Here is a 15,617-nt window from a genome sequence, read left to right on the forward strand (position 1 = left end):
GGTCTTGCACCAGATCGGCAGCCGGAAGGCACGTCGAGACCGCCAACGAAGCCCGTCAACGCCGCACCGGACACGGTCAGGTCCTCGACTGCCATGAGGAACCGCGCTGATGAGACATGGGGCGCCTCATGCCAGCTGGTTGGGCTCCAGAGAGAAGAAGCACACGTTCGCGACGCTCCTCATCCTGCTGGACAGCATTTGCAGGTGGTCTTCACGGACCTTGAGGAACACCTCATGCCGGGTCATGCCAGGCGGCGGTACGTACGTGCCCGAGTACGACACGACCTGTGTGTGGGCAGCGAAACTGATGATGTAGCAGTACTCCCTGGGCGACTGGTGTTGCACCGTGCTTGGTCCTCTCGTGACCGTCCTCAGCACGCCGTTCGGCGGCACGCTCCTCGTACCCAGGACGGCGGCCCGGGCCTTGCGGTTTCGTGCGGCGGACCCTGGCGAGTCCTGAGTCAGGGGCCAGTGAAGCGTTCCCACGGGACGGCGCGGATCTTGAGTATCAGGCCGGCTTGCGACCCCATGCGGTGATCATCGGGGCGAGCATGAGGTCCAGTTCCCCGTGCGCGAGGTTCGCGAGATGCGTCTCGATCTCCTCGGGCGTGGCCAGTTCCGCGGCCAGGAGTTGGTCGCGGACGTGCTGGACCGTGGACGCCTCCAGGATCGTGCACGCGCGTGACGCGATGGGGAAGTAGGCCTCGGCGCCTACGTCCGTCAGGTCTGACTCACGCAGTAGCCGGGGCAGCGTGCGACCGTATGCGAGGTCCGCGCCGCGCTCGGCCATCAGCGTTCGGATCCGGGATCGCAGCCGGTTCGCCAGCGCTTCGTCGGGGCCGCGTTCGTCCGGGCACGCGAGTGGTTGCAGGGCTGGGTCGCCGTCCTCGATCACCAGCCATCCGCCCGGCCGGAGCGCATCGACCATGACTCGCATCGCGGCCGCGCGATCCTTCAGGTGGACCAGGACCAGGCGGGCGTGGACCAGGTCGAACGTCTCCGCCGGCGGTGGGTCGCGGATCACGTCGTGCCGCCGTACCTCGAGGGCGCCGCCGGCCGCGGGCTCCGCCCACGACACGTCGATGTCTGTGGCCAGCACCCGGCCGCCGGCCCCCACGCGCTCCGCCAGGCCGCGCGGCACCGAGACGCCGCCTGCGCCGACCTCCCAGCACCGCCACCCTTCACCCAGCCCCAGGTCGTCGAGGTGACGAAAGGTCCACGGGTCGAACAACTCGGCGAGCGCCGCGAACCGTTCGCCGGCTTCCGGGCGACGGTTGTCGAGCAGATAGCGGTTCACCGCATCAGTATGGCCGGTCAACGTCGTGCAGATACCGGGCCGTTGACGAACGTCACGGTCGGGAGGCTCGCAGGTCTCACCCACAACTCCCTCATGGAGCCGAGGCGACCTCTGCTCTTCACGGGCCACAGGCGTGCCGGTCTAAGCGTCGCGTCCGCCGTCCGGCAGGTGCGAAGTGGCCAGGCGTGACGGGGGCGTTGCCGCGGTGCCGTTCGTCAGCGCTGCTTGGACGATGCGGATGGCCTCGTCGGTGTCGATGCCGACGCCGGCGATGACCTCGGCGTACTCGGCGGCGGCGCGGCGTGCCCGTTCGCGTCCCTGCTCGCCGGATGCGGAGACGAACGAGCCTGCCGGTCCACGGGTCTCGATGAGCCCCGCTTCCTCCAACTGCCGGTAGGCGCGGCCGACGGTGTTGACGGCCAGGTTGAGGTCCGCGGCCAGGCGGCGGATGGTCGGCAGCTTGGTGCCCACGGCCAGTGTGTTGTCCTGGATCTGACGGGCGAGTTGGGCGCGTAGCTGCTCGAACGGTGGGACGGGCGAGGCCGAGTCGATGACGATCATCGGTTCACCGGGGTGCGAGTGGCGTGCCGCGCCGCCGTGCCGCCAGTCCGGTCCACACGGTGATCAGGGCGAGCGAGACGGCGCTCAGGGCGACGAAGAGACACCAGGCGAAGACCCACCAGCCAGGCACGGTGTCGAGCACCGAGGCGACAGGCAGGCACCACACCAAGCTCGGCGTAGTGACCTCGCGGGCGTCCTCGACGCGCATGACGACGTCGGTGGTCAGCGAAGCCTCGTCCTCGGCCACGACCGGGTGCGTCAGAACGTGGCGCAGCTGGACGACCGTCACGACCGCGGCCCCGCACAGCCCGATGAGCAGGACGAGTGCCGCATACCGCGCGGTGGAGTCCAGCACGGTCAGGGCACCGATCGCCAGCAGCATCGCCCCCGCGAACGTGGCGACCGCGAACGCGGCACGCGCCCGGCCGAGCACGGTGCGCCAGCCGGGCCGGACCGGGTGGGCCGCCCGTCGCGGCAACGTCGCGCCGACCCGCCGGTCTACCTGCCGCACCCGCCGGTCCAGCAGCGACTGGGCCAGCACCAACCCCGCCACCACCGCCGTCAAGACCAGCAGCGACCAGTGCCGGTACGACCCGGAGCCGTCGGCCGCGGGGCCGTGAGGCCGGGCGAAGGTGTAGACAAGGGCGACCGCGATGATGAACGCGGCCAGCAGGACAGCAGCGGCCAGACGGGCACGTTGCCGGACCGCCAGACGCGTGGCCAGCAACGGTGTCGGCTGGACGTCGGTCAGGCCGTGCACGGCCAACCACTCGCCGGCGCCCTTCAATTCCGCCGGACTCACCGACTGGTCAGTCATCCGCCAGCCCTCCTTCGTCATGAGGCTCCATGCGCTCCATGTCTTAAGCCTTGTCTCAAGATGGTGCGTCAAGCGTTGGGACAAGTCAACGGCGGAGCGGCGCATCGGTCTTGCATCGGCTGCGTGCCGTTCGCGTACCGCTGCCGTGCGTCGACGGTGTGTAGTCAAGGTCGGCTCCTGCGGATGCCGCTGATCACGAGCACACCGCTCGCTGGCAAGTGCCGGGTTCGGATGGTTCGGGGTCGCGGGCAGCGTCGCCGGTGGGCAGGGCGCTTCTGCGGCCGCAGGGCGTCGTTGCAGTCGTCTGGCAGCGGCTCACGGCTGCCGATAATCTCCCTGCCATGTCATCTCAGGGGCGTGGGGCCGCAGTTGTCGTCTGCATCGTGTTGGCGATGCTCGGCATATCAACGGCGCTGATCTTGTCGGCGGTGGCGCTGGACGCGAGTTCTCAGGTATCCAGCAAGCCGATGGACGAATTCAAGAACGAGGAGCACCTGTTCGAGGAATCCAGGTGCGACCCCGACAGCGAATCTCCGCCCGACCAGCCCTTCTTGTCCTGTCTGACCGAGCACGAGGCGAACATGCAGGAGGACGCGGCGAATTGGGCGGCCGAGATCGAAGGGCGTCAGGCGGACATCGAAACGAAGGGCAACTTGGCCGTCATCTTCGGCCTGGCCGGGGTGACATTCGCGGTCTGCGCCGTCGCGTCCAGCAGGAGCAGCCGAACCATGCCGCAGACCACCGGCTCGTCTGCCGTGCCTCCTGCCCCAGGCGGCGCCCCCATGCCTGTCCAACCACCCTCGCAGTCATAGCCTCGGCCACCAAGACGACCGCCGCATGCTTGCGTGAGCACTCGACCGACCCGCCTGGAGGCTCAGTGGCGAAGCGTGGCAGTGGCCGGGTGGCCGTACTCGTTGCCGCTCGCTGCGTCCTTGTCGGGCTGTGAACGCCGGCTGAGAGCGCGGCAGATCAGGAATCCGGTCGGCACGCTCAGAATGCTCGGCGAGGTCAGCGGCCACATGCTCCAGTCGGCGTGCGGGAAGAGCGCGTGGGCGGCGCCCGAGGTCAATGGCGAGAAGAAGATCAGGACCAGGTTGATCGCGGTGGTCGACAGGACGCAGTACTTGATCGCCGCGGCCGTCATCGTCCGCTTGCCCAGGCTGAACACGAGCAGCGGCAGCAGCGTCGATACCGTCTCCGTGTAGGTGAGGACCAGCCAGAACTGCGGGCTCACGTCGATCGTCAGCGCCGCGATCAGGATGCTGAAGACGCCCAGGCCCACCATGGCCAGCCGGGCCCGAACTGCTCCTCTGTCGCGGCGGGCGTCCGGTTCCACCTCGACGTCGCCGCCGCGGCCCAGGTCGTGCACGATCGACGCGGCTCCGGACAGCAGCAGTACGGAGGCGGAGGCGAGGATGGTGAGGAAGACGGAGCACATGATGAAGAACATGAGCTTGCCCACGTCGCCTGACTCGCTGCCGTCCAAAGCCATGGCGAGCAGTGCCAGGTTCACGCCGCCGAACGGCCCCTCCTGGGCCAGCTCCTCGCGCCCGATCAGAGCGGCGATGCCGAATCCGAGGAACATGGCGGTGCCGACGAGGAAGCCCAGAGCGGCCGCCCCCACGCCCGCCGCCCTCCGGGCACTGCGGGCATCGGGTGATCCGGCCAGGCGTACGGCGATGTGCGGCAGGAAGGCCGCGCCGACCAGCACGCAGCCGGCGTAGCTGAGGAGATCCAGGTGCCCGGCGATTCCCCCTCCGAAGAGGCCGCCGGTGCCGAGATATTCGCCGGTGCCCCCCTGCTGCCGCTCGGCGGTCTCCAACAGGGTGCCGATGTCACCGTGGAAGCGAAGCAGCACCATCGCCGCCATCACCGGGGCGATCACCAGGAAGGAAGCGGCCGTGCCGATCTGGTGCATGGTCGCGCCGCGGGCGGCGCCGATCGTGGCACAGGCGAGAATCAATCCGCCGGCGAGTACGACGACCAGCCGACGGCTGAACGGATCGCTCAGCCCGATCAGTTGGGCGGCATGGCCGAGCGGCTGAAGCTGCCCGATGAGCAGGGGCACCACGGCCACCAGGCACGCGATCCCCACCCAGCGCTTGGCGGACCCGTGTGGCAGGTGGCGGGTAACCATCGCGCCGAAGGTCCGACCTCTGGCCGCGGGCAGTCTGCCCGCAAGCCAGCTCCGCATCAGCACGGGAGACGCGGCCGCGCACAACAAGAGGATGACTCCGTCGAGCCCGCTGAAGGCGACGGTGCCCAGCAGATAGAGCACGGCGGCGGTGGGCATGACTTCGCTGGCGACGGCCAGGCCGGTCGGCACGGCGCCGAGTTGCTTGCCCTCGCGGAAGAAGCCGTCGCCGATGCGCAGATCCGGGCTGACCCACATGGCCAGGAACAGGCAGGCGGCGATGAACAACATGAACAGGCACACGACGAGGAAACGTGGTTCGAGGAAGTCATTCATGGGCCGAACAACCTGCTCGGTGTGGGGAGGTCATCCTGGTCGCTCCGGTGATGGAACGGGGCCCGCGAGGCCCGCGCTCTCGGGGATTCGGCATGGCTCGTCGAGGTTACCGGAGGTCATCTGATGTCTCGTGAGTTTGGTTTTCCGTTACACCGTCCTCACGTGGGGTTATGGGCAGGGCCGAGGGAAACCGGGGCTGCGTTGTGAGCATCTGACGGACGAGATGGCGAACTGGCAGGCAAATGTGGAGTCCACGGTCATACGTGCGCATCAACGTCCTGCCGGTGCGCCGAGGCCCCGCTTCGGCCGGTGGTCGGCGAGGCGACTCTCGCGGTCCGCGAAGTCCTCTTCCCCTCGACGTGGAGGGAGCGCGGACGGCCCGACGGCCGCGCGACCGGTGACCTCAGGGTCTCCGGTACGCAGCGAGCCGAGGGGCCGCCCGATCGCCGGCCGGCGTCCGTGTCAGCAGGAGTTGTTGCTCTTGACGTTCCGCCAGGTCTTGTTGCTTCCGGCGTACTCGACTCCGTTGAACGAAGCCTTGACCCGCTCCGAGTCGGATGTGCCCCAGGAGGCCTTCCCGTCGCCGTTGGCGTCGACGCCGTGCTCGAAGTGGAGGTGGGGGTGGCCGTTGGAGGTCGGGCCTGTCTTTCCGACGGCGCCGATCCCCTGGCCCTGAGCGACGGTGTCGCCCTCCTTGACGGACCGCGACTTCATGTGGAGGTACGTGGTGAAGTGGCCGCCGCCGTGGTTGATCTGAACCACGTTGCCGGCGTTGTCGTGCCAGAAGGACATGTTGACCGTGCCGGCCTCCGGCGCGACGATCTGCGCGCCCTCGGTCCCGTGCTGGTCCGGCTCCTTGACCATGTCCAGCGCGGGGTTGTGGGCCCAGGTGTCGAGTCGCCAGGAGTCCCCGCACTTGAAGGGAAGCTGGAAGTTCGTCGCCCGCGGCTCCTCCTCCGCGGCGGACGCCGCGACCGGTGTCACCGCTGCCCCCGCCACCAGGATCATGCCCAGCATGATGCCGGTTTTCTTCTTCATGGTCTCTCCGAATCTGAGTTTGTCGTGATCACTGCATTCCCCGCGGCGGCACAGTAGCGCGAGCAGTTCACCCGCGGTGGCACGTTCAGTTGTCCGACAAATGGCGAGACGAATTGCTGCCTCTGCTCGCGGAATAACGCCAGCGAGAGCCCTCGCGCTCTCCCCGCCGTCGGCGCGGTGGCGGCATGCACCCGTTGAACAGGCGCCTCAGCGGACCGACTTGAGCTTCGCGTCCACCAAATCCGCCTGGTCACACGCCTCCAGCCGGCACCGGGGGGCCGCGTCGTTGCTGCGCACCTCGCCGCGCGACGCCGTCCGTGGAGCGTCGAAGTACGCGCGTACCTCGTCGGGAAAGCGAAGAATGTAGAGGACCGCGCCGCTGTGGAAGACGCAGGAAAAGCAAGGACGTTGACGCGGCAGGACAATTGAAAAAGGGGATGCCCCCTGGCTCTCACGATGGGCGAGTCGGTCGAATACAGCGATCTCGATGCTTTTTCGGCGGTCTCTACGATTGGAACGCCGAGCGCAAACCGTCCGGGCAACGGACTTCGCCAAGTGGGCCCGCGGGGCTTTTCGTTGTGCCGGATGTTGCGGCCCTGTCCGGCCGTGCAGGACCTAGGCTCCTCCCCATGACTGATGGGGATATGCGCTACGGACGCTGTGGGGCGTGCGGCGGCGGCGAGGTGTACCGGGGCGAGTACGTGGCGCAGGCCGGGCTCCGCAAGCCGGGCGGAGGCAAGTTCCGGGCGAAGCAGCCGGTGTTCGACGCCTACGTCTGCGCGGCCTGCGGGAATACCCAACTGCACGTGCAGCTCGACGCGAAGATGGCGTCGCACATCCGGCACGAACTCGAGTGGATACCGCCGCAGAAGAGACTGGGCTAACTCCCCGAGCGGGGGGATCAGCGGATCAGTGGTCCCGGCGAGTCACCGGGACGTGTCGATCCCGGCCCAGTCGGACTCGGCACGCCGGCGACTCCGCTGGGCCGACCGGAACGACCGCCGGCAGACGAACGTCACGACGAGCAGCGGGAAGTTGATCGCCAGCAACGGAAGCGCCCACAGGCCCGCGTGCCGGATCAGAAGGGCCGCACACGCGGCCACGAGCACCGCGCACACGAGTGCCAGGACGAGGAAGGCCGCACCCGCGAGTCCCGGCCGACGCCTCGCCGTCCGGCCCGAGAAGGCGAGGGAAGCCCCGCAGAAGGACAGCACCATCAGGAGCGGCGAGGAGTACGTCACCACCCTGAGCGCCTCGGTCGTCGAGCCGGCCGTCGGACCCGTCGTCAACGCCAGGGCGGTGAGCCCCGCGTGCAGCAGTGTCCAGGCGAGCCCGGCGACCCCGAGGACCACCATGCCTCGCCTGACGGTGGCCTCGGGGACGCTGGTTTTCATCTGCGCACCGTCCGATCAGCCGAGGGCGAAGCTGGGCCACTTGTCGCTGTAGTTGTTCATGTTGCGCAGCGCCGAGGCGGAGTCGCTGGCGGCGAAGTTCAGCGCCACCGTGGCGCCCCCGGCAGCGAGCAGGAAGCCGACCACCGCGGAGATCTGCGCCAGCAGTCCCGCCGGGATGCCGATGATGGTGCCCTCCGCGCCGATCCCGGCGACGAACGCCAGGGCGGCCACGACCAACGCGCTCACGATCGCGATCCAGAAGATCCAGATCCCGGTCTTCATGGTGTTGAGGGCGGACGAGACACCGGACGCATAGATACGCCCGACCGCGTTGAGCGCGTCCTTCTGGCCGCCGATCTTGGACTTGTAGGCGCTGGCCGCGCTTCCCGTCCAGTTGTCGTCCACCATCAGGTCGTCCGAATCCACCTCACCCGCCCGTTTATGGGCGGGGCCGCCGAGATCGTTGTTCCATCTCTCCCCGGTGTCCTTGAGGAGGAACGGGTCGCCGACGTAGGCGAGTTTGTCGGTGAACCAGTCCCAGAACTCCGACATCTTGTCGCAGAACTTGCCCCAGAGGTCCTCGACCTTCGAGATGACCCAGTGCAGGAACGGAGGTACATGGGACAGCAGTCCGTTGATCTTGGACTTGATCTGGTTGACCAGGTCACGGATGTGGTCGAGCTTGTCGACGATCTTCTGGATGAGTTCGTTGATGTCCATCGTGCTGTCTCCGTCTCCCGTGAAAGTGCTGGTCGGTGGGCCTCTGGCTGGTAGGGCTCAGTGCCATTCCCACGACGACTTGAGGCGCTGTATCGCCGCCTCGTCGCTGCCTTGGTATGTGTTGTGCACCTTGCGGAGCGCGTCCGCGGCTCCGGAGGTCTCGCGCTCGCCGTCGCGGAGGTAGTCCTCCATGAACGAGCGCACCTCCTCGTACTGCTTGTGGACGTCGCCCCCCATGAAGGAGAAGTCCTGGGCGCGCAGGGTCATGTCCGCGCAGTCGGCCCGGGCTCTCTGCAACATCGCGGCCGTGTCGTCCCAGCGCTTGGCATCCTTGGTCAACGCCTCCATGGACGCTTTGAAAGTCATCGGTGGCTCCTGATTCGTCTGCGGTCTCAGCGGGCGGGGCCCGGGTGCGGGGAGTCGTCGAGCCCGAGGTACGTGGCCAGGTCGGAAGGGTTCTCGGCGAGAGCCGCGAGTGTGGTGAGCCGCGCGAACGGCGGGCTCTCCTCGGTCCTCTCGGCGAGCCGGCGGCGGGCCTGCTCCAGTGCCTCCACGGCCTCGCGGCCGATGTTGAAGGCGTGGGCGCGTCCGAGCCAGCGCAGGTCGAAGTCCAGTCCGACCGGGTCGCCCGATCCTGAGACGGTGGCGGTGACGTGCCCCGAGCCGCTCCGGCCGGTGACCTCGGTCGAAGAAATCGCGTCCGCCTCGGAACTGGCCTCCTGCATTGCGCCGTCGAGCTCTTCGAGCATGTCCATCAGCCGGTTCAGGGTCCGCGTATCGTCGATCGTCGCCCCGGCCTGCTCGAAGCGTTCAAAAAGCTGACCGGCCACGGTGTCGGACATCCCGGGCCGGGGCCTGGGCCGCGGCGGGTCCGCCTCGGCACGCTCGAGGGCCTCCCCCCATGCCTCCAGGCGCTGCGTCACGGCCTGTTGGTATGCGCTGAGCACGGCGGAGCCCAGCTCGGTGTCCCGGAGGGACCGCTGCCAGTCGGGGTCGACCCGGATACCGGCGAGCTTTCCTTCCGTATCCAGGTCGACCGTCACCGAGCGGGTGTCGTCGAAGCCCTGGCTGGGACCGGCGTTCTTCATCTGCTCAAAAACTTGCGCGTCCACATCGGCACGGTCCCGGATGTCGTCGATATGGTCGCGGGCGTCGTCAGGCATGGGCCCTCCCCGTTGTTGTCGCCGGCAGATCTGGGGTGGGAGTGGCCAGCCAGCGGGCCACGAGTCACCCCGGACGCGGCAACCACACGCCGACGCCGCGAATGCCCTGGTCAGCCCGACCAGAACCGCAGTGGCGCGCCCCCTGAGTCAGGGTGCCTCCCTAGCCGCCGAGGCTATGCGAAACACACCAGACCTTGCGCACTCCTACACCCCAACTACACGCCGATCCTGTCAGGTTGGGAACGGCTCAATGGCCAACTTGCCCAACCTGAGTGCAGCCGGGGGCGAGCACGACGTCCGAGGGCGTGCCCAGCGGCTGCTCAGCGGGTGCTCAGCGGCTTTCCGTACTTCTGGGCCGTGGACGGGTACGGGAGGCCGAGCGTGCGAGGGGAGAAGGCCGCCGAGCCCCTGGCCGAGCCGCCGGGGAGGTACCACACGGCGCCCAGGGACGCGTTCTCGCCGGGGGACCCGGCCGTCACGTCCGGTATGCCGTCGGCGTTGAAGTCACCCGAGGCGACCGCCGCGCCGAAGGTGTCGCCCGCCTCGGCGACGCCGGGGACGCCCGACGTGTCCTGGTTCCAGGCGACGGACGTGGCAGCGCCCGCGGCGTCGAGCAGCCCCTTGGCGCCGCCGTGGAGCAGCCAGGCGGCGCCCGCCCCCGTCCTGCTTCCGATGGCCTCACCTAGAGCGCCCGCGATCAGGTCGTCGCGGCCGTCGCGGTCGACGTCGGCGGCGGCGAGGGCGGCGCCGAAGCGGTCGCCGTCCTCGGCAACGCCCGGGACGCCCGCCGTGTCCTGGTTGAGGGTCTGGGCGCGGCTGCCGAACGGGCCGCCCGCGGGGCTTCCGTAGTGGATGTGGACGCCGCCGCCCTTGGCGAGTTCTTCGGGGCCGCACGGGTCGTCGATGTTCTCGTCGGCGATCTCACGGCATTCGCCGAGCGCCAGGTCGTCGTGGCCGTCGCCGTCGAAGTCGCCGGCGGCCAAGGCCGTGACACCGGCGTTGTCCGTGTTCCAGAAGTTGGCCATCGCGGACCGGTCGGCGTCCCACTTCCACAGGCGCACGTGGGACTGCGTGTTGGGGTCGCTCTCGGTCCAGTACGCCACGGCCAGGTCCGCCGTGCCGTCGCTGTCGAAGTCGCCGGTGGCCAGGACGGGGGCGCGGCCGCCCATGGGGGCGGCGACGACGGTGGTGACCATGCTGTCCTCGCCCTGGATGACGCGGGCGACGACCTTGTCCTTGCCGCCGATCACGATCGCCTTGTTGCCGCCGCCGGTCAGGTCGGCCGCCGCGACCGATCTGCCGTACGCGGCCGACGGCGACGGCCCGGTGAGCACCGTCGACCCCGGTCCCGGCCCGCCCTTCGAGCCGCCTACGGCGGTGACCATGCCCGCGTCCGTACCGCGGTCGGTGACGTCCTCGCCCGGGACACCGGCGAGGAGTTCCGCGATGCCGTCGCCGTTGAGGTCCACCAGGGCCACGGACGCGCCGAAGCGGTCGCCCGCCTCCGGGGTGCCGGGCAGCTCGGGAGTGGCCTGGGTGATGCGGATGCTCCCGTGGGCTCCGGCGCCCTTCGGGCCGCCCCAGACGACGTTCACGTACCCGGCCTTGGCCTGACCGCCGACGGTCCCGTCCGGGACGCCGACGGCGACGTCCGCGTAGCCGTCGCCGTTGAAGTCGCTCGCGACGGTACGGGGTGCGGCAGCGGTGGCCCCGGACGGGACCACGAACCCGGCGGCGGCCACGGCGGCGGCCGCGACGGCGCACATCAGCATGCGGCGGTTGTGTGGCACGGGGACCCCCACTCGGTCGACGGCGTGGGGGGGGTATCTGGTGTGACCGTCGAAGGGCGGAGCTGGTTGTACGGGATTCACATTCACAGGCGGTTGGCGCCGAGTTCACGCTGGGCGGGATCGGCCGCCGGGCGAGACGCTGAGCGTCGGGGACGCCGGAGACCGTGACGCGGTCATCGCCCGGCTGGCCCCGCGCTGGAACTCCGGTGTCGTCGAAGGGCATGCCGACCGGCAACTCACGGACTCAGAGCGCGGGTTCGACTCCCTTCACCCGCTCCGGTACACGGCCCCCAGGCCAACTGCCCCGGGTTCCTTGGTCGTACGGACCTACCGCACGGCCCGTCCCGACGCCCCAGTAGGTCTCGTGCCGGTCTCGCGCTCCCGGCCCGTACGTCGGCGGACGGCGGCGTAGGCGGACGGCCGCGTCGGCGGCCGTGCGTCGAGCGGGCGAGAAATCAGGCGAGATCCGCGCCACATTGCGGAACACTCGGGACCACCGATGAGTTCTGCCAGGCGTGCCGGTCTTCAGCGGTGCCCACACCCACGTCCGTGCCGACAGCCGGCGGCTGCCAGGCGACCGTGACCTGAACCCCGATGAGGTGCTGCGATGACCGCTGCGATCCAGGAACGACCTGCCGTGAGAGCGGGCCGTACACCGACGGTGGTGCGGTTGCTGGTGCTGGCCACGTTCGTGGTGATACTCAACGAGACCATCATGATCAACGCGATTCCGCGGTTGATGGTGTCGTTCCGTATCACCGAGCAGTCTGCGCAGTGGGTGACCACCGCGTTCATGCTCTCCATGGCCGCTGTGATTCCGATCACCGGCTGGTTCCTCCAGCGGGTCACCACCCGCCAGGCCTACGCGATAGCCATGGGCGTGTTCCTCGCGGGCACCGCCCTGTCGGCCGCCGCGCCGTCCTTCGAGGTGCTGCTGCTGGGGCGGATCGTGCAGGCCGCGGGCACAGCCGTGATGATGCCGCTGCTGATGACGTCTTTGATGATCGTGGTGCCCGAGCATGACCGGGGCCGGGTGATGGGCAACGTCACCCTGGCGATCTCGGTGGCGCCCGCGCTCGGGCCCGCCGTGTCAGGGCTGATTCTCCAAGTCGGCTCCTGGCGGCTGCTGTTCCTGGCCGTTCTGCCCATCGCGGCTCTGGTGACCCTGTACGGGCTGCGCAAGGTGGACAACATCAGCGAGCCGCAGGTGAGTTCGATCGACTGGCTCAGCGTGGGTGTGGCGGCGCTCGGCTTCGGCGGCCTGGTGTACGGACTGAGCCTGTTCGGCGACAGCGACGGCCGTGTCGGGCTCGGCGTCGGCATCGTCGTCGCAGGGATCGCGACGATCACGGTCTTCGTGCTCCGACAGCTCAAGCTGCAACGCACCGGTGCGCCGCTGATGGACATGCGCATCCTCGGGCACCGCACGTACACCCTGTCCTTGATCCTGATGTCCATCGGCTTCCTGGCGATGCTCGGTTCGATGATCCTGCTGCCGCTGTACTTGCAGAACTTGCGCGGGCTCAGCCCGCTGGAGACCGGCCTGCTGGTCATGCCGGGCGGTCTGGCCATGGGCCTTCTGGGGCCGACGGTCGGGAAGATCTTCGACCGGTTCGGCAGTCGCCCGCTGGTGATGCCCGGCTCGATCGCCACGTTCCTCGCCCTCGGCGGGCTCACTCAGGTGTCGATGACGATGCCGTACTGGCAGGTGCTGGGACTGCACGCACTGCTGATGGTCAGCCTGGCGGTGACGTTCACCCCGGTCTTCACGCTCGGCCTGGGCGGGCTTCCCGCGCATCTGTACTCACACGGAAGCTCGATGCTCGGGACGTTGCAGCAGGTGGCGGCGGCGTTCGGCACCGCGCTTGTGGTGACCGTGATGTCCGCGCGCACCAGCCACTTGGTCGCCGAGGGCGTCGCCGCCGTGCCCGCGCAGGTGAGCGGGATGAAGCTGGCGTTCGCCGTCGCGACCGCCCTCTCCGTTGTGACGATCGTCGTCGCGGCGAAGCTGCCGCACCGCGTCGCGGACGCCGGTACGCAGGACCACGGCAGCTCCGGCACGGTCCCACCGGCCGAGGGGGCCGCGGTGGGGCAGCCCAGTGCGAAGGTCGCCGACGGCGAAGAGGGTGCCTGACATGCGGACCTGAGAATCCGTGTCAGCGGGCGGCGGATCTCGGGCAGCGGCCGTCGGGATGTGCGGGGCAGCCCTTCGTCGGTCATCGCCTCGGGCAGGGGCCGTTCGGCGGTACGCCAGGTGAGGCGTCTGCGTCTGCGGCTACGAGTAAGAGGTCACTTCATCACCAGCTTGATCGGTCCCGGCCGACGCATGGCCGGTGATGTGCCGTCTTACTCTCCAGACCCGAGGAGTCGCAGCGATGAAGACCCTTACGCGGCCCGGCGCCGTAAGCGTCGTGGTAGGCGTCGGACTGTCCTTCGCCGTCGTGCCGGCCGGGCCTGCCGGCGCTGCCGGGGAGACTCACGTGCGGTGCAACGACGTCGCCGGCCTGATCGCCGCGATCAACCGCGCCAACTCCGGCGGCGGTCGTATCACCCTCGCCCCCCACTGCACCTACACCCTCACCACACGGGACAACGCGGACGACGGACTCCCGGAGATCACCGGGAACGTGACCATCACCGGCCGCGACACCACCGTTCGGCGCGCTCCGAACGCGGCACAGGACTTCCGCATCCTGCACGTAGCGCCCGAGGGCAGACTCACTGTGAACTCGCTTACGATCAGCGGCGGCAGGCTCCCCGACTTCGCCGGCGGGGGAATCTGGAACAGCGGCACGCTGAAACTGAATCGCACGGCCGTCGAGGCCAACCGCGCTGAGACGAGCGGCGGCATCCACAACGTCGGCGGGCAGCTCGAACTCGCCGGCAGCACGGTCGAGCGCAACACCGCCACCCTCAACGGCGGCGGGATCCACAACGGGCGCAATCAACTCCTCGACCGTCCCGGCAGGTTGACCATGAAAGGCGGGTCTCTGCTGAAGAACCGGGCGCTCAACGACGCCGGCGGCGGTCTGGAGAACCTCAGAAGTACGGCGCATCTGGCCTCGGTCACGGTCAAGGGCAACACCGCTCCGCGCGGCGGCGGCATCAACCAGTTCGCCGGCACCTTGCGCCTGAAGTCGACCACTCTCAGCGGCAACATCGCCGTGACGGGCGGTGGCCTCAGAAACTCCTTCAGCACCGCCTCGCTCGTACGGAGCTCGGTCACGCGCAACACCGCCATCACGGCCGGCGGCGGAATCTTCAACGAGAACTCCAGCTCGGTCACGCTCGACGCCGGCAGGGTCGTCCGCAACAGCCCGGACAACTGCTCACCCGAAGGCAGCGTCCCCGGCTGCACCAACCCCACCGGCACCGGCACGCCGCAGAATTCGGCCTCGCCTTCCAAGGGCGGCAAGGGCCGCAAGTAGCGCCTGGTGGCACACGGCTGCCTTGGCTGCCTCTGCCGCTCGGAGTTGAGGCCTACGGGGCAGCCAACGCGGGTGTCCGGCGGACGAGTCGGTCGGCGAGAGACGGGGGCGGGCACGGCGCGCATGGGCCCTGCTCCCGCTCTTCGGCGACTCCCGCCGCCTGGCGGCGAGTTCGGCCAGGTCAGCCCAGCGTTGCGATACGCCCGCGAGGGACGTGCCTCCGCGAGAACGCCGTCGATCAAACCGAGCCCGCGAGACACCGTTGTTCCGCTTCGGGATCTCGCGTGCACAGTGCGTGAAGAGAGGGGTATTCGGCTCACCGTGCCGCACGCGAGTCGGCAGCCTGTCGCATGGCGTGAGCGATTCATGGTTCCCGCCGCAGTGCGTCCTGCGCTGCGACCTACCACTAGTGAAGAAGGACCCTCATCATCATGAGCGACACCTCCCGAATTGAGACCCGCGAGATTGCCGACGCCGAACTCGACGCCGTCTCGGGTGGCCTCTCCGTCGGTGGCTCCGTCGAGGGCCTGAAGGCCACGTTCGAGCCGGGCCCCAACGGGGTGCCCGTACTGACCGACGGTTCCGTGGAGTCCGTCAGCGTCACCGTCTCGGACATCCCCCTGGGCCCGAACGCCGGCTGAGACATCTCTCCGGCACGGTGACCAGCCACCGGGCCGTGGCACAACCCCCGGGCAGCGTGGGGTAGTTCCCGGCTCTGGAAAAGCGTCGGCCTTCAGGACCCGTTCGTGGTCGGGAGGCCGGCGTCGTCGTTTCGAGGCGTCGTCGTATTCGAGGCGCTGTCCCGTACGGGGTGACGCCGTACGGGGCGACGCTGTACGGGGTGACGCCGTATCACCGGCACCTCCTCGGTCGACCGCTCACGCCGCCCGCTCGCGTTTCGCCTCGCCGGTTCATCGTGCTCGCGAGCCCCTACGACGG

The 15,617-nt window shown here is 69.0% G+C and carries 15 protein-coding genes; 5 read left to right on the forward strand and 10 right to left on the reverse strand.

Translation table 11 applies throughout. The features are described from left to right. Nucleotides 1-508: 508 nt before the first annotated feature. The 3 genes from MMA15_RS12995 to MMA15_RS13005 form a co-directional block, all read right to left on the reverse strand. A complete protein-coding gene (locus tag MMA15_RS12995; RefSeq protein ID WP_241059622.1) occupies nucleotides 509-1,297 on the reverse strand; it encodes a class I SAM-dependent methyltransferase in 789 nt (262 codons plus the stop codon). 141 nt (nucleotides 1,298-1,438) lie between these two features. Next, nucleotides 1,439-1,858 (reverse strand): GntR family transcriptional regulator, encoded by a 420-nt coding sequence (locus tag MMA15_RS13000; protein ID WP_241059624.1) that lies wholly within the window; start codon nucleotides 1,856-1,858, stop codon nucleotides 1,439-1,441. Between the two features lie 4 nt (nucleotides 1,859-1,862). Next, complete coding sequence (locus MMA15_RS13005) at nucleotides 1,863-2,675, reverse strand: hypothetical protein (RefSeq protein ID WP_241059626.1); 813 nt, start codon at nucleotides 2,673-2,675, stop codon at nucleotides 1,863-1,865. A 392-nt stretch (nucleotides 2,676-3,067) separates the two neighbouring features. On the opposite strand from MMA15_RS13005, the gene MMA15_RS13010 reads away from it, so the two are divergent. Next, nucleotides 3,068-3,487: a hypothetical protein gene (locus MMA15_RS13010; protein ID WP_241059628.1), complete on the forward strand. Its 420-nt coding sequence runs from the start codon at nucleotides 3,068-3,070 to the stop codon at nucleotides 3,485-3,487. Nucleotides 3,488-3,549: 62 nt separating this feature from the next. Here MMA15_RS13010 and MMA15_RS13015 read toward each other — a convergent pair whose 3' ends face one another. Together MMA15_RS13015 and MMA15_RS13020 are read right to left on the reverse strand one after the other, a co-directional pair. Then, the gene (locus tag MMA15_RS13015) at nucleotides 3,550-5,145 is read right to left on the reverse strand and encodes a sodium:solute symporter family transporter (protein WP_241059629.1); all 1,596 of its coding nucleotides are present in this window, start codon (nucleotides 5,143-5,145) and stop codon (nucleotides 3,550-3,552) included. A 462-nt stretch (nucleotides 5,146-5,607) separates the two neighbouring features. Continuing rightward, entirely contained in the window at nucleotides 5,608-6,183 is a 576-nt protein-coding gene (locus MMA15_RS13020; RefSeq protein ID WP_241059631.1) for a M23 family metallopeptidase, read from the reverse strand. A 629-nt stretch (nucleotides 6,184-6,812) separates the two neighbouring features. On the opposite strand from MMA15_RS13020, the gene MMA15_RS13025 reads away from it, so the two are divergent. Beyond that, a complete protein-coding gene (locus tag MMA15_RS13025; RefSeq protein WP_241059633.1) occupies nucleotides 6,813-7,067 on the forward strand; it encodes a hypothetical protein in 255 nt (84 codons plus the stop codon). 42 nt (nucleotides 7,068-7,109) lie between these two features. Here MMA15_RS13025 and MMA15_RS13030 read toward each other — a convergent pair whose 3' ends face one another. From MMA15_RS13030 to MMA15_RS13050, 5 genes are all read right to left on the reverse strand, one after another. Then, nucleotides 7,110-7,577 carry a hypothetical protein gene (locus MMA15_RS13030; RefSeq protein ID WP_241059635.1) on the reverse strand — a complete coding sequence of 156 codons (468 nt, stop codon included), beginning with the start codon at nucleotides 7,575-7,577 and terminating at the stop codon, nucleotides 7,110-7,112. Nucleotides 7,578-7,592: 15 nt separating this feature from the next. Further along, entirely contained in the window at nucleotides 7,593-8,297 is a 705-nt protein-coding gene (locus MMA15_RS13035) for a hypothetical protein (RefSeq protein ID WP_241059637.1), read from the reverse strand. A 57-nt stretch (nucleotides 8,298-8,354) separates the two neighbouring features. Then, on the reverse strand, nucleotides 8,355-8,663 hold the full coding sequence (locus tag MMA15_RS13040; RefSeq protein WP_241059639.1) for a hypothetical protein: 309 nt from the start codon (nucleotides 8,661-8,663) through the stop codon (nucleotides 8,355-8,357). A 26-nt stretch (nucleotides 8,664-8,689) separates the two neighbouring features. Beyond that, nucleotides 8,690-9,460 carry a YbaB/EbfC family nucleoid-associated protein gene (locus tag MMA15_RS13045; protein ID WP_241059640.1) on the reverse strand — a complete coding sequence of 257 codons (771 nt, stop codon included), beginning with the start codon at nucleotides 9,458-9,460 and terminating at the stop codon, nucleotides 8,690-8,692. 320 nt (nucleotides 9,461-9,780) lie between these two features. Further along, the gene (locus tag MMA15_RS13050; RefSeq protein WP_241059642.1) at nucleotides 9,781-11,250 is read right to left on the reverse strand and encodes an FG-GAP and VCBS repeat-containing protein; all 1,470 of its coding nucleotides are present in this window, start codon (nucleotides 11,248-11,250) and stop codon (nucleotides 9,781-9,783) included. Between the two features lie 607 nt (nucleotides 11,251-11,857). On the opposite strand from MMA15_RS13050, the gene MMA15_RS13055 reads away from it, so the two are divergent. The 3 genes from MMA15_RS13055 (at nucleotide 11,858) to MMA15_RS13065 (ending at nucleotide 15,319) form a co-directional block, all read left to right on the forward strand. Then, complete coding sequence (locus MMA15_RS13055; RefSeq protein WP_241059644.1) at nucleotides 11,858-13,384, forward strand: MDR family MFS transporter; 1,527 nt, start codon at nucleotides 11,858-11,860, stop codon at nucleotides 13,382-13,384. 241 nt (nucleotides 13,385-13,625) lie between these two features. Further along, a complete protein-coding gene (locus MMA15_RS13060; protein WP_241059646.1) occupies nucleotides 13,626-14,678 on the forward strand; it encodes a right-handed parallel beta-helix repeat-containing protein in 1,053 nt (350 codons plus the stop codon). 431 nt (nucleotides 14,679-15,109) lie between these two features. Next, nucleotides 15,110-15,319: a hypothetical protein gene (locus MMA15_RS13065; protein ID WP_241059648.1), complete on the forward strand. Its 210-nt coding sequence runs from the start codon at nucleotides 15,110-15,112 to the stop codon at nucleotides 15,317-15,319. Nucleotides 15,320-15,617 lie beyond the last annotated feature (298 nt).

Origin of the sequence: Streptomyces marispadix (genome assembly GCF_022524345.1) — a bacterium.
GTDB lineage: Bacteria > Actinomycetota > Actinomycetes > Streptomycetales > Streptomycetaceae > Streptomyces > Streptomyces marispadix.

Bases quoted from the DNA above. Each gene is read 5' to 3' on its own strand.
- MMA15_RS13000 (WP_241059624.1), bottom strand. From the start codon at position 1,858: ATGATCGTCATCGACTCGGCCTCGCCCGTCCCACCGTTCGAGCAGCTA.
- MMA15_RS13005 (WP_241059626.1), bottom strand. From the start codon at position 2,675: ATGACTGACCAGTCGGTGAGTCCGGCGGAATTGAAGGGCGCCGGCGAG.
- MMA15_RS13010 (WP_241059628.1), top strand. From the start codon at position 3,068: ATGCTCGGCATATCAACGGCGCTGATCTTGTCGGCGGTGGCGCTGGAC.
- MMA15_RS13015 (WP_241059629.1), bottom strand. From the start codon at position 5,145: ATGAATGACTTCCTCGAACCACGTTTCCTCGTCGTGTGCCTGTTCATG.
- MMA15_RS13020 (WP_241059631.1), bottom strand. From the start codon at position 6,183: ATGAAGAAGAAAACCGGCATCATGCTGGGCATGATCCTGGTGGCGGGG.
- MMA15_RS13025 (WP_241059633.1), top strand. From the start codon at position 6,813: ATGACTGATGGGGATATGCGCTACGGACGCTGTGGGGCGTGCGGCGGC.
- MMA15_RS13030 (WP_241059635.1), bottom strand. From the start codon at position 7,577: ATGAAAACCAGCGTCCCCGAGGCCACCGTCAGGCGAGGCATGGTGGTC.
- MMA15_RS13035 (WP_241059637.1), bottom strand. From the start codon at position 8,297: ATGGACATCAACGAACTCATCCAGAAGATCGTCGACAAGCTCGACCAC.
- MMA15_RS13040 (WP_241059639.1), bottom strand. From the start codon at position 8,663: ATGACTTTCAAAGCGTCCATGGAGGCGTTGACCAAGGATGCCAAGCGC.
- MMA15_RS13045 (WP_241059640.1), bottom strand. From the start codon at position 9,460: ATGCCTGACGACGCCCGCGACCATATCGACGACATCCGGGACCGTGCC.
- MMA15_RS13055 (WP_241059644.1), top strand. From the start codon at position 11,858: ATGACCGCTGCGATCCAGGAACGACCTGCCGTGAGAGCGGGCCGTACA.
- MMA15_RS13060 (WP_241059646.1), top strand. From the start codon at position 13,626: ATGAAGACCCTTACGCGGCCCGGCGCCGTAAGCGTCGTGGTAGGCGTC.
- MMA15_RS13065 (WP_241059648.1), top strand. From the start codon at position 15,110: ATGAGCGACACCTCCCGAATTGAGACCCGCGAGATTGCCGACGCCGAA.